Genomic DNA, 12,410 nt, shown 5'->3' with positions numbered 1-12,410 from the left:
AGACCATTCACTCGGCTTGCCGAGCTTGTTTTTGGTTCAAGCGCAGCGAGAAGCAAAAATGAATGCGTCTGACCGCAGGCATGGAAAAGCGTTAGCTTTTTCATGCCAAGGCAGGCGGATTTTGCCCTGCTTGAGTCTTACAGGACATAGGACGGTAAGACGATTCGTCAGATGCTCTTGATCTTCCCGGTTTAAAGCCGTTAAGGCGATAAACCGGGCTCCACGAAGGGGAGCATATGTACTTGATTCTATGTGATACCACATAGAATCAAGTACATTATACAATATATTAATGTAGATATGAGAGATTTTGTAATAGGAATACAAGGGAGAATAACTAGAGAAGGGTTGATCACGGAGTCCGGAACGTTTATGCCGCGAAAGTCACTTGACCATGAGGGGCACCCTCATGCAAACTCACCAGAGGTGGCCCCAGAAGGGCGGTTTTTGCCCGCTGGGGTTATCTTTGGGAGTTTGAGGGTGTAGAGGCTCGTGGTCAAGTGAACCGTGGAATAAAAAGTGTAGGATGGGACCCCAGAAAAGGGCAAAAACCAATGGAGTTATGGGAAATGAAAAGCAAAGATCTAGTAAAGGAAACAAACTGTTTTTTGTGATGAATAAAGATACATGTATAGTTAACATAACGTCCTATTATCGGTAGCAAATCTTTTCATAGAATCCTTATCTATACAGGGAATCTTCTTTCTTTTCTAGTAAAATCGATATGCAAGATTTTATACATGGTTGATATAGAGGGAATTTGAGGGATCCTCCCTTTTCTTTTTTTGCATAAAATCTTGTATAAATAAAAAGATTTTGATGTGGGTATCGAGAAGTAATGAGTATTAGTGTTAAAATCGAAATGTATTTCGAAATTAATTCGATTTTAAAATCGGTTGTGATATCAGTTGTGAGTGAATTCCGATTTTGATTAAAATATTGATTTAATAATGTTTTATGAGTGGAAAATGTATTCCGTTTTTGGAGGAGGAATGAAATTTGGAATTAAAATCGGAAATGTATACACCGAAAATTGTTGCGGAACGTTTAGGGATGACTCCGGATTTATTAAAAGTATGGTCAAACGAATTTAATATACAAACGGAACGAAGCCCAGGTGGGCATCGTAGGTATTCTAAGGAAAATATAGAAGAATTAACAGCAATTAAAGAAAAAATACAGTTACAAAAATGGTCTTATGATCAGGTTCGAGCATGGCGGAATGGGGAACTTGATTCATTTGTTTCAAAAGAAGAAAAATCGGAATTAGAAAAGAAATTGGATGAAGTTTTAGAAAATCAGCAATTACAAAATCAATTCAATCAAGTACTTGTTCAAAAATTACAAGAAATTACGAATGAATTAGTTACGACAAAAGAACATTTGGTTAATACAGAGAAAAAATTAATGGAAGTTGAAAGCAAAAATAGTGAACTAGAAGTTTTTATAGAGAAGAAGTTAGAAAAACGAGATCAATTATTGCTTGAAAATATTAGAGTTATGCAAAAGCAAAATCAGAAACAAAAACGGAAAGGTTTTTTCGGTTTGTTTAAAAATTAAATGTAGTTGCTATTCTTAATAAGGTTCTAATGTCGGAAAAAGAAGAATAGAAATATAGCATACATATAATAAGGGAATGCAGTATAGATCAGTTTACAAGCATTCCCTTGTTCTATGTATGTTTTTAATGGAAATTATTTGTTTTTACATTTTTTGTATATAAAATGTTTGTTTTATGATATATTAATCATTGGATTATTATATCTAGATTTAGGGTTTTTGGTGAGGAGAATTATGTGTGAAGAAAATATTTGTGTTTAGTCTTTTTGTTATTTTGTTATTTGGTGTTATTTTTTTAGTTATGAATAAAAATAAGGAAGAAGTTCCAGTAAAAGAGTATTATAAAAATAAAATTTCACAAGAACAGTTACAACAAGATATTTTAGATAAAAAAGAGAAAATTATTTATTATTATCAAACCCACTGTTCTCATTGTGCTAAGGTTTCACCAATCGTTATACCTATGGCAAAAGAAATGAAAATTGACATGCAGGTTATGAACTTAGAAGAATATGATTCAGCTTGGGATCAATTTAAAATTAAAGGAACACCTACAATTATTCATTATAAAGATGGAAAAGAATTAAATAGGATTGAAGGAGAACAATCGGAAGAGGATTTTGAGAGTTGGTTTCGGAAGAATAAATAAATAGATTTTATGAGATTAGAAAATTTGTTTTATTACTTTTATATCTAGATATTTTCTTAAAAGAAACTTGTTATTTAAGTTTCTTTTATTTTTATTAATATTTAATTTTATAAGGGGTTTTCAATATGAATAGTCAAAAAAGAAAAGAAAACTTATTATTTATTGCATGGTGTGTTTCTTTTATTTCTACATTGGGTAGTTTATATTTTTCTGAAATTATGAAGTTTATTCCTTGTACTTTATGTTGGTATCAGAGAATTTTTATGTATCCTTTAGTTTTATTATTAGGTGTTGCTGTTATAAAAAAGGATTATAGTATTTCAAGATATTCATTAATATTTGGGATTATAGGTTCTTGTTTTTCTTTATATCATTATTTGATACAAAAGATTGTTTTCTTTTCAGAAAGAGCTGTTTCTTGTGGACGTGTACCGTGTACTGGTGAATATATAAATTGGTTAGGTTTTATTACAATTCCTTTTTTAGCTTTAATTGGATTTATTACGATTAGTATTTGTAGTTTGATTTTATTGAGAATTTCTAAAGAGTATTATTGATGTTTTTTGATATTTAATTTGTTATGTTTTTTATATTGAGTGATATAGTACTGAAAATATTAGATTTTTGTAAGGTAAATAAAAATTATGGATTAAAATATGAAGAATTGTTTATAACTTTAATAGAAAAAAATAACTAATTTTATAAATATAAAAAATAAAACTAACTATTTTTTTAGAGCATAGTTAGTTTTGTTTTTTTATATTTATTATATAATCGTTATATTTATATATAATTATAATATGAATATAAATTATAATTATTATTTTGAGGTAATTTTGAAAGCTATTTTTTTCTATTCTTCGTACATCATGTAACAGCTTGCTCTTGCATTAGTTCTAGGAGCATAATATTTATCACAAAATGCATGTTTTTGAGCATTTCCTGATGCGCCACCCCACCCGGCAATTTCTCCCATTTTACCCCAGAAGCCTCCGCCATTAATTTCAAGTTCTTGATTTGTTAAAGTTTCAAGATTTTTGTTTAATTCGTTAGTATTCATTTAGAAACACTCCTTTTTTTTAATATATAGGTTCTTTGTTTAGAAAATGTTTTTGATAGTTTTAATAGTTATTTAAAAAAAAGATGGCTTAAAGACCATCTTTTTTTTACTGTTCGTACATACTATAGCAGTTAGCTCTTGCATTAGTTCTAGGAGCATAATATTTATCGCAAAATGCATGTTTTTGAGCATTTGATGATGCTCCACCATAGCCGACAAATTCTCCTACTTTACCCCAGAAGCCTCCGCCATTAATTTCAAGTTCTTGATTTGTTAAAGTTTCAAGATTTTTGTTTAATTTGTTAGTGTTCACTTTAGAAAACCTCCTTTTTTAATATATAGATTTTTAGATTTTAAGTTTAGTAAATATTACTGTTTATTCCCATGGTGCTGGTCCATCATTGTAATAGTTAGACCATCCTTTATAGTATCCAGCTGTGAAATCAGCTAGGTTTTTTACCCAGTTTCCGCCGTCTACTTCTAGAATTTCTTCTTGTGTTAATTCTTCTAGATTTTCTAATTTGATTTCCATTATGTCCCCTCCTTATTTAAATGGATTATTTAGCTTTGGAATCGCTGTCATGTAATTATTATACAATAATATATTTTTTTGTCTATAATTTCCTTGTAATTTTTTTCAAATAATAATAAAATTATTAAATTATTTATATAATGGGATTCATCTTTATTAAGAAAGTAGGTATTACTTTGGTATTAAAAAAATTTGAATGTATTAAGCAACATGATTTACAGGATTGTGGCCCAGCATGTTTAGCTATGATTTCACGTCATTATAGTTCTGATATATCAATTTCTAAAATTCGTGAAATTGCGGGAACTGATTTACAAGGCACAAATATTAAAGGATTGTTGGAAGCGTCTACAAAATTAGGGTTTGATAGTAAAGGTGTTAGGGCTAAGAGTCCTGAGGTATTAGAAGAAATACCTTTACCAGCTATTGCACATGTAATTGACAACGGTTTATTACATTATGTAGTTATTTATAAAGTGAAAAAAAATAAAGTCTATATTGCAGATCCTGCAAAAGGGAATATTGTATTTAGTTTGGAAGATTTTTGTGAGATTTGGAAAGGTATTTTAGTTTTAGTTAGTCCTAATGAAAATTTTAATAAATCCGATTATTCTAGTGGTAAATTGTCTCGTTTTACATCTTTATTAAAATCTCAAATTCACTTACTTGTTCCTATGTTTATTGCTTCTATTTTCTTAAATGGGTTTAGTATGTTAGGTGCATTTTATTTTAAATTTTTAATTGATGATATTGTTGCAAATCAGTTATTACAAACTTTACATATAGTTTCAATAGGTATTGTTATTTTATATGTATTTAAGGTATTACTATCATATTTTAGAACTCATTTGATTTTATATTTTAGTAGGAGAATCGATATACAGTTAATGTTGGGGTATTATCGACATGTTATTGGTTTACCTATGAATTTTTTTGAAACAAGAAAAGTTGGTGAAATTATTTCTCGCTTTACGGATGCTAGTAAAGTTAGAGATGCTTTATCTAATACTACAATTACATTAATGATTGATAGCTTAATGGTAATTTTAGGTTCTGTTTTGCTTTATTTACATAATTCTGTTTTGTTTGGTGTAACCCTTTTATTAATCCCGTTTTATGTTCTTGTTATTTTAGGATTTCATAAATCTTATGAAAATATTAATAGAGAGCAAATGGAAAGTAATGCAAAGTTAATGTCTTATATAGTGGAGTCATTAAATGGTGTTGGTACTATAAAATCATATAATGCTGAAAAAGAAGTAATCTTTGAAATGGAAAAACGTTTTGTAAGTTTACTTCGTCATTTTTTTAAAAATGGTATGATTTCTAATTTACAAGGAACTATTAAAATTGCTATTGAATTAATTGGTGGAGTAATTATTTTATGGGTAGGTGCTAACCAGGTATTAAAGGGAAATATGTCAATTGGTGAGTTAATTACTTATAATGCACTTTTGGTATATTTCTTGAATCCTATTCAGAATTTAATTGGTATTCAACCGATGATGCAATCAGCTATTGTGGCGGCAGAAAGGTTAAATGATATTTTTGATTTAGAATTAGAAAAATCGAAGGATGAAGAGAGAAAGGTATTTCCAAATCGTCTTTCTGGGAAGATTGATTTTGAGAATGTAACATTTAAATATGGTACGAGGAATAATGTTTTAAATAATATTAGTTTTTCAATTTCCCCTGGTAGTCAAGTAGCTTTTGTTGGTGAAAGTGGTTCTGGTAAAACAACTATTTCAAAGTTATTAATGAATTATTACTCAGCTCAGCAGGGGAATATTTATTATGATGATTATCATATTAAAGAAATTAGTAAAACAGCATTACGTAAACAAATTGCATATGTATCACAGGAGTCCTTTTTCTTTAGTGGTTCCATTTATGACAATTTACAATTTGGTCTAGAACGTAAGGTTAGTTTTGAAGAATTAATTCATGTATGTAAATTAGCTTGTGCTCATGATTTTATTAGTGAATTACCATTACGATATGAAACATTATTAGAGGAGAATGCGTCTAATTTATCTGGAGGACAAAAACAAAGATTAGCTATTGCACGTGCGTTATTGAAAAATCCAGATATTTTGATTTTAGATGAGGCAACAAGTAATTTAGATTCTACAACGGAGAAAAAAATTACTGATATGCTTAGAGATTTAGGAAGTAAGGAAATCACAGTTATTATGATTGCGCATCGATTAAGTACAGTTCAACATGCTAGTAAAATTTTTGTCATGAGAAAAGGAAATATTATTGAAGAAGGTTCTCATAAGGAATTATTACTTCAAAAGGGTGATTATTATGGTCTATGGAAAAATCAAACTGTACATGTAGATCATATAAAATCACAATCTTATGCAATGTGGGGAAATAAAGATGAATAAAATTTATTCTTTTGAGCAATTAACAGATAGTGTGGAGTTATTAGAACGAAAACCACCTCGTTTTATTATATGGTTTTTATCTGGACTTATTTTATTGTTTGTTATTTTTGTTGTTTGGGCTTATTTTGGAAAGGTTGATATTGTAAGTAAAGGAACAGTAATCATACAGAATAAATTTGAATCTAGTCTAGTTCGAAGTAAAAACAAGGGAATATTAGATAATATTTTGGTTAAGTCGGGTGATTTTGTAAAAACAGGAGATGTTTTGTTTCAAATAAAAGAGGAAAATGAAAATGTTTTTGTAAAAGCATCAATGGATGGAGAAGTTCAGTTTAATTCTACTATTCAATCTGGTGATTTAATTGAATCTGGACAAGAGATTTTGGCTATTGTACCAAAAAACCTTGAGAAAAGAGCTCGTATAATTTTATCTCCTCAAGATAGAAAAAATATCAAAAAGGGTGATAAGATAATTTATTCTTTTAATACAGAAAGAATAGATAAATATATAGGGGAAATTGTATATATTGCGGCGGAACCTGTTTATAACAAAGAATTTAAATCCTATATGTATGAATTAGAAGCAACGATTGATTCTAACAATGATGAATTATATGCAGGAATGATGGGACAAGGTTCAGTGTTAATTGGATCAGAACCAATTTGGAAGTTTTTGTTAAAGAAAATGATTTGATTTTTAAATCAATGAGGATTGTTAATTAAGATTAGGAGAGGTTTTTTAGTATGAAAAAAAATATATTTGTTATGACGTTTGTGATTTTTTGTAGTTTATTTTGTTTTTCTTTTAATAGTTATGCTGAATTGAATAATATTTCATTAAATAGAAGTGATGATATATCTATTATTTTTGAAAGTGAGAATAATATTGATAAAATAATAAGTAATATAAAAAGTAATAAATTGATTAATTGGAGTGTTAAGGATTTAAATCAATTATTAGATAAAGTAGATAAAGTAGATTTGAGTATAATGGAACGTGCTACTTTAAAAAGAGAGATAATAAGAGAATCAGGTTTTTCTAATTTTGATTTTAAGGGTACTAAGGCGGATGTTTTGGCATTTAAGGATTTAAAAATAGAGATAAAAGAAATTGATAAAGATTTAATTTTATATAGAAGAAGTAAATCTGGTGAACCAGATTCTAGGTATGGTCTTGGTTATTGGTGGAGTGATAAAAAGAGAAACATTGAAGAAACAAGAAATGAGTTAGCGGTATTAGAAGCTTGGGGTAATCCATTAAGTACAGAATATATAGTAGAAATACCAAAAGGAATTAGAGTTCTTACGGGAATCACTGCATCTCAAACTCAATTTCAAAATGGTACAGATATAGTTCAGGAATATAGGGAAGGTGGAGGAGTACAATATTGGATAAATAAAGTTAGTGTTAGCTGGTTAAAATAAGTAAATTTGATTGGAGAAACAATGAATCATGATCAAAAGTTTATAAACTTAATTTTAGATTGTGAGTATATTATCAAACAAAATATATCTCATGATTTTGAGGATATTAACAGATATAATATATTATTAAATGAACTTAGAGGATTAATTGAAACAGTGAAAAAAAAACGTTTAAATAATAAGTTATATTATTTATCGATTACACAAATGATTGATAAAAGTGATCCAGATGAAGTTATTACTGCTGTTTTAAAACTTAATGAGTTTTATTGTAAGTATTATCAAAAACTGTAGTTTTTGATAATACTTATTTTATAAATATATTTATAAAAGTGGATAACATATAAGTTCTTATAAGTTTATGATAGAATAAAAAATAGCAAAAAAACCCTCGAAGTTTGGCGACAGAAAGGGTTTTTGCTTAAGGTGATAGAGGTTGAGAAATCAAACTCTTAATTATTAATTTTATTTAATGATATTTTATCATTAGAGTTTGTTTTCCTCAACCATTAAGGAGAGGAAAAAATGAGTAAAATTGTAAATATTGATAGTTCAGAACAAAAAGCAAGGTTAAATGAAAATAAGGTTGAGGATTTTTTAGAACAAGCTAATATAGGTTTATCAACTGAACAACAACAATTGTTATTACAGATTTTACATAGTACAACAGGCGATGATTATTTTATTGGTAAAAAGAAAAAACGAACTGATGGGGTGAAGTTCGTGCAAATGATTACAGAGAATATTGATTATTTGTGTGAGATTGGCTATTTAACTCAACCAGAGAAAGCTTTTTTATTTGAGCTTTCACGGTTCTTGGAATTTAAATCAAATGTTATTATTGAAAAAAATGATGATGAAATTAAGCCATATGCGGCTTCTCCAAGTTATTTAGCAAAAAAATTAGGGAAAACAAGAACGTCTATTTCTAAAATTATGAATGATTTACTAGTTAAAGGAATTTTAGGAGTTGCGGAATCTGGGGTAACAACTGAAGATGGAAGATCTTGTTCCTCCCGTACTTGGTTTGTTAATCCTAATATACTATGTAATGCACCAAAAGATGATATTGATAGAGCTACACAACAAATATTTGCAAAATCATTAAGAAATATTCAATGTGAAGGAAGTAAAAAGAAGCATAAATTGCCAATATATTTATTTTGAAAAAGTGTAATTTAACTATTGCACTTTTTTTTTTTGCTGATCTTTCCAAAAAATAGGTGTTAATTTTTTTTAACACCTGTGTTAAAAAAAATTAACACCCCGAACACTTTAAACCCTTGATATTACTGGTTTTTTATATTTTCCTTATCTCACTCTATATATATAGTTAAAATTTTATAAAAAGCATGTATTATTTTTAAATAAAATATATTAAACAAACCTTTGAAATTTCAATAAATAGTAGTATAAGAATATTCTTCATTTATTAATTTAATGTAGAATCAGTATAAAAATGTAATTTGATGTTATGTGAGTTTTTAAAGGGGTTTATTTTATGAAAGAGTATTTTAATTTAGAACAAGCTGAAAAAAAAGCAAGATTAAGAGATATTGAAAACTCAAAGATATTGTCAGAGGAAGAAATGCAATTAGTAAATATACTTCAAGCAAAAGCTAGTGCAAAAGGAATGAAATTAGTTCCTGAACGTAAAATAAAAAATAAAGCAAAGTTTGTTCAAATTATTCAACAAAACATTCAATATTTATTTGAAATTGATTATTTAACAAATGCTGAAAAAGTATTTTTATTAGATATCTCAATGTGTGTAGGTTTTTTAAGTAATTGCTTGGTTAGTGATATTAATTCTAAAGAGCAAATCCCATTAACTCAGCGGGAATTAGCTAAAAAAATTGGAAGACATGAAACAAAAGTTAGTCCATTGATTAGAAAATTAATAGATAAAGGTATTATAGCTCGTTCAGAAAGTGGTATTGATAATAATAATGTTAGAGCATACGCTTTATTTATAAATCCTCATATAATGTTTTCTGGTAATAGAGATGACGTTAATCCAACACTTAAAACAATGTTTAGAAAAGTACCAAAACAACTTAAAAATTTACCTATTAAATTATTTTAAATCTACTTTAATTAGTAGATTTTTTTTTATTCATTTCGTACTTACCGTTTTTGGTAAGTTTACTTACCAAAAACGGTAAGTACGAAAAATCTTGAAACCCTTGATATTAATGGGTTTTTTCTACTTTCTTATGTTTGTCCCTTCTTACTCTATATAGAAATGGCTAAAAGTTCCGCAAGGAACAGGTAGTATTTTTAAGGAAACCCATCTTAAAAATCTCCACCTTTGCTAGAAAAAAGTCGCCTCGTCAATCCTCGGCTAAAGTCGAAGACTTTTCTTTTTTCTAACATCCTTGCCAAACTTTTTTTGGCTCGTTTGCTTTCATCGCCAAGCCGATAAACTCAAAAGTAGGATTTAGGCATATCGGCTTGAGCTATTCATTATACGAGCCAAACCGCTTGATCTAACGTTCCCTAATTAGTTCTTACTTTATTTTTAGATACGCAATATGTGGGGTCTCCCCACACCCCGGCCAGCCTCTACCTCAAAAGTAGGGAGAAGACCAAAAATCACTTACGATAAGTAAGTGATTACTGTGGAAGTGGTTTTTCTCTTTGAGATTCGTAGGAATCGTTGAAATTTAAACGTCTAAACAGATTTGTATTTCGGATTTTGATGTTTTTTGGATTAATCATAGATTGCCAAGGTTGTAAGTTCTTTTTATTTTTTCTAAGTTTAGTAATTCTACTAATAACATTGTTTAATTCACGTTCATGATCTTGATTCATCAGAATAAAAGTAAAGCTTGTTATCACTGTTGGGAAACAAATCTTTAATAAAAATTCAATATGATAGATATCAGAGATTAGATTGTTAATCGTGATATAAGATGTTCCTGGTATTGGGATAATATTTGCTACGATTCGTAAGGATTCTTTTTGATCATTAATAAGTAATTTAAGAGAACAACGTGTAGTAAGGATTTTAAAGAGTTCATCGATAAATGTAATGAGTACATGAAGTTGAGTTTCAGGTGTCTCTTCATTGATGAACCACAATCCCCTATTTTCTTGTTTTGTCTTTATGAAAAAGTCTGTTACAAATTCCATATCAAGATTTTTAGGTATTTTGTTGTTTGGAAAGTATTCTCCAAAGTAACGTGTATCTTTTTCTTGTATTGGGTTAATTGGGAAAAAGGGTTCTGTATGTAATAGATAATAATGCTCGTGAGAGCAAAGTAATGCGGTTAATAATATTGGATCTGTATATTGTTTATTTAATTCTAGATAGTCTTCCATACGGGTAAAGTGACGGAAGAGTACATTTTCTCCTGGTGCAATTGGTAGCACCTTTTTTTCTTGGCCAAAATAATAGTAAGCTCGATAAGATAAATAAATATATTCCGCACCATAAAAGGATTTAGAACCAATTAACAGTTTATCTTCTAACTCTTTTAATTTTGCGTAACCAAGTGTTCTAGATTTATTTTTTTTTCCTTTTTGGTAGCCAAATAGGTCCAAGAATTGTGATTTTAACATGTAGGGCTGATGATGGAGCATAAATGTAAATAGATTATGATAATGCTTCATGATGAATAGATGTAATTCGTCATTTAATTTTCTTTTATGTGGATCTTCCTGAATTTCATGTAAGTTTAAGATATAGGGTGAATTAATATTATTCATAATTTCATGTACTGTATAAAAAGTAGGTGGAACGATAAATGTTGGTTGGATTGCCATGTTTTTTCCTCCTATAGCTGTTCATATCCAGATAAAAATGTCTTCGCAAATTCTTGTTTTTGTTGGATATCAATCTCTTTATAGTTACGCGTTGTTACCTCTATAGCAATATAACCACCATGCACTTCGCTATAGACGGCTCCATCGGGCGTTGGTTGGAATTTCCCTTGCGGATGGGACTCTACTATTCTTTTTTTAAAATCGTCGTATCTGGGGTCTTTCTGGGCTTCTAAATGCAATTGTTTTTCTGTTTTCCATGTTTCTCTTATTTCTTTCGGTAAAGAGATGTATTTTTCAGAGAGACGAATATCGTGTTTGGCGTTATTTATACCGGTTTTATATTGATATTCTTTTCCCTCTTTTTTAAACTTTTCTATTCCTTTTTCGCCTAAAACAATCTTGCCTGTGCGTTCTTCTAAATATTCGCTGTGACAAAGTTTTTTGAGGCGATCTCCTTTGATGTTATATTCTCTTTCCATTTGTTCTCTGGTAGCTGTTCCAGTTTTCCAAAGCATATCCATGCCTTCGATCTCTTTTGTTTTTAGAATTCTTATATGTTTTCGTGGCGCGGCCATAGGGATGTCTCCTGTCTTTGTTATATTCCTGTATTTGATTATTCGGGAATCCATAGCGAAGCTATGTGTCTTTGCCATGTGTACATTTACACATAGCCACATGGTTTGTTTTTTTGCATTAAATAAACATTTGTTTAAAAATGTTTATTTAATTCCAATCAAAATGTGATGCGAAGCATGACATTTTGATCAAACAAATAAAAATGCCGGAAGGCAATTTTATTTGTCTTTTTCTAAGAAGCGTAAGCTGATTTAGAAAAAGAATCTGGACAGATGCAAAGCGTTCTGGCCAGGAAGTCCCGCAGGGCAAAATCCGCCTGAAGACCATTCACTCGGCTTGCCGAGCTTGTTTTTGGTTCAAGCGCAGCGAGAAGCAAAAATGAATGCGTCTGACCGCAGGCATGGAAAAGCGTTAGCTTTTTCATGCCAAGGCAGGCGGATTTTGCCC

General features: G+C 29.4%; 15 protein-coding genes. 9 read left to right on the top strand and 6 right to left on the bottom strand.

Annotated features, from left to right (window positions below):
- Positions 1-999 precede the first annotated feature (999 nt).
- From GBN78_RS25140 to GBN78_RS25130, 3 genes are all read left to right on the top strand, one after another.
- A complete protein-coding gene (locus tag GBN78_RS25140; protein WP_152127830.1) occupies positions 1,000-1,560 on the top strand; it encodes a MerR family transcriptional regulator in 561 nt (186 codons plus the stop codon).
- A gap of 238 nt (positions 1,561-1,798) precedes the next feature.
- On the top strand, positions 1,799-2,209 hold the full coding sequence (locus GBN78_RS25135) for a thioredoxin family protein (protein ID WP_152127829.1): 411 nt from the start codon (positions 1,799-1,801) through the stop codon (positions 2,207-2,209).
- A 125-nt stretch (positions 2,210-2,334) separates the two neighbouring features.
- Positions 2,335-2,766, top strand: a complete 432-nt coding sequence (locus GBN78_RS25130; protein WP_152127828.1) for a disulfide formation protein C — start codon at positions 2,335-2,337, stop codon at positions 2,764-2,766.
- A 296-nt stretch (positions 2,767-3,062) separates the two neighbouring features.
- Here the strand turns inward: GBN78_RS25130 and GBN78_RS25125 are convergent, their stop codons facing one another.
- The 3 genes from GBN78_RS25125 to GBN78_RS30400 all read right to left on the bottom strand — a co-directional run bounded on the left by GBN78_RS25125 (position 3,063) and on the right by GBN78_RS30400 (position 3,801).
- Positions 3,063-3,269, bottom strand: coding sequence for a hypothetical protein (locus GBN78_RS25125; protein WP_097855886.1), 207 nt, complete (start codon positions 3,267-3,269; stop codon positions 3,063-3,065).
- Between the two features lie 106 nt (positions 3,270-3,375).
- Positions 3,376-3,582, bottom strand: a complete 207-nt coding sequence (locus GBN78_RS25120) for a hypothetical protein (RefSeq protein WP_152127827.1) — start codon at positions 3,580-3,582, stop codon at positions 3,376-3,378.
- Between the two features lie 63 nt (positions 3,583-3,645).
- Positions 3,646-3,801 (bottom strand): hypothetical protein, encoded by a 156-nt coding sequence (locus tag GBN78_RS30400; protein WP_012263688.1) that lies wholly within the window; start codon positions 3,799-3,801, stop codon positions 3,646-3,648.
- Positions 3,802-3,941: 140 nt separating this feature from the next.
- Between GBN78_RS30400 and GBN78_RS25115 the strand changes: the two genes are divergently transcribed.
- The 6 genes from GBN78_RS25115 (at position 3,942) to GBN78_RS25090 (ending at position 9,705) form a co-directional block, all read left to right on the top strand.
- Entirely contained in the window at positions 3,942-6,194 is a 2,253-nt protein-coding gene (locus GBN78_RS25115) for a peptidase domain-containing ABC transporter (protein ID WP_152127826.1), read from the top strand.
- A complete protein-coding gene (locus tag GBN78_RS25110; RefSeq protein WP_152127825.1) occupies positions 6,187-6,888 on the top strand; it encodes an HlyD family secretion protein in 702 nt (233 codons plus the stop codon). Before GBN78_RS25115 ends, GBN78_RS25110 begins: the two co-directional genes overlap by 8 nt.
- Before the next feature lie 50 nt (positions 6,889-6,938).
- Entirely contained in the window at positions 6,939-7,619 is a 681-nt protein-coding gene (locus GBN78_RS25105) for an autotransporter (protein ID WP_152127824.1), read from the top strand.
- Positions 7,620-7,640: 21 nt separating this feature from the next.
- On the top strand, positions 7,641-7,913 hold the full coding sequence (locus GBN78_RS25100) for a hypothetical protein (RefSeq protein WP_012263698.1): 273 nt from the start codon (positions 7,641-7,643) through the stop codon (positions 7,911-7,913).
- Positions 7,914-8,144: 231 nt separating this feature from the next.
- A complete protein-coding gene (locus tag GBN78_RS25095; RefSeq protein WP_012263697.1) occupies positions 8,145-8,786 on the top strand; it encodes a MarR family transcriptional regulator in 642 nt (213 codons plus the stop codon).
- Between the two features lie 334 nt (positions 8,787-9,120).
- Positions 9,121-9,705, top strand: coding sequence for a MarR family transcriptional regulator (locus tag GBN78_RS25090; protein ID WP_152127823.1), 585 nt, complete (start codon positions 9,121-9,123; stop codon positions 9,703-9,705).
- 530 nt (positions 9,706-10,235) lie between these two features.
- Here the strand turns inward: GBN78_RS25090 and GBN78_RS25085 are convergent.
- From GBN78_RS25085 to GBN78_RS30745, 3 genes are all read right to left on the bottom strand, one after another.
- Positions 10,236-11,387, bottom strand: a complete 1,152-nt coding sequence (locus GBN78_RS25085; protein ID WP_152127822.1) for a hypothetical protein — start codon at positions 11,385-11,387, stop codon at positions 10,236-10,238.
- A gap of 11 nt (positions 11,388-11,398) precedes the next feature.
- On the bottom strand, positions 11,399-11,962 hold the full coding sequence (locus tag GBN78_RS25080) for a hypothetical protein (RefSeq protein ID WP_098757953.1): 564 nt from the start codon (positions 11,960-11,962) through the stop codon (positions 11,399-11,401).
- A 233-nt stretch (positions 11,963-12,195) separates the two neighbouring features.
- The coding region (locus GBN78_RS30745; protein ID WP_226798494.1) for a hypothetical protein at positions 12,196-12,410 on the bottom strand (215 nt) is incomplete at its 5' end.

This window comes from Bacillus sp. B2-WWTP-C-10-Post-4 (assembly GCF_009183805.1).
In the GTDB taxonomy this organism is placed as follows: domain Bacteria; phylum Bacillota; class Bacilli; order Bacillales; family Bacillaceae_G; genus Bacillus_A; species Bacillus_A cereus.
The sequence above is the reverse complement of the archived record's forward strand: the minus strand, read 5'-3'. Positions and strand labels throughout refer to the sequence as shown.

Excerpts from the sequence above, each read along its gene's own strand:
- GBN78_RS25130 (WP_152127828.1), top strand. The coding sequence starts at position 2,335 with ATGAATAGTCAAAAAAGAAAAGAAAACTTATTATTTATTGCATGGTGT.
- GBN78_RS25125 (WP_097855886.1), bottom strand. The coding sequence starts at position 3,269 with ATGAATACTAACGAATTAAACAAAAATCTTGAAACTTTAACAAATCAA.
- GBN78_RS30400 (WP_012263688.1), bottom strand. The coding sequence starts at position 3,801 with ATGGAAATCAAATTAGAAAATCTAGAAGAATTAACACAAGAAGAAATT.
- GBN78_RS25115 (WP_152127826.1), top strand. The coding sequence starts at position 3,942 with ATGGGATTCATCTTTATTAAGAAAGTAGGTATTACTTTGGTATTAAAA.
- GBN78_RS25110 (WP_152127825.1), top strand. The coding sequence starts at position 6,187 with ATGAATAAAATTTATTCTTTTGAGCAATTAACAGATAGTGTGGAGTTA.
- GBN78_RS25105 (WP_152127824.1), top strand. The coding sequence starts at position 6,939 with ATGAAAAAAAATATATTTGTTATGACGTTTGTGATTTTTTGTAGTTTA.
- GBN78_RS25100 (WP_012263698.1), top strand. The coding sequence starts at position 7,641 with ATGAATCATGATCAAAAGTTTATAAACTTAATTTTAGATTGTGAGTAT.
- GBN78_RS25095 (WP_012263697.1), top strand. The coding sequence starts at position 8,145 with ATGAGTAAAATTGTAAATATTGATAGTTCAGAACAAAAAGCAAGGTTA.
- GBN78_RS25090 (WP_152127823.1), top strand. The coding sequence starts at position 9,121 with ATGAAAGAGTATTTTAATTTAGAACAAGCTGAAAAAAAAGCAAGATTA.
- GBN78_RS25085 (WP_152127822.1), bottom strand. The coding sequence starts at position 11,387 with ATGGCAATCCAACCAACATTTATCGTTCCACCTACTTTTTATACAGTA.
- GBN78_RS25080 (WP_098757953.1), bottom strand. The coding sequence starts at position 11,962 with ATGGCCGCGCCACGAAAACATATAAGAATTCTAAAAACAAAAGAGATC.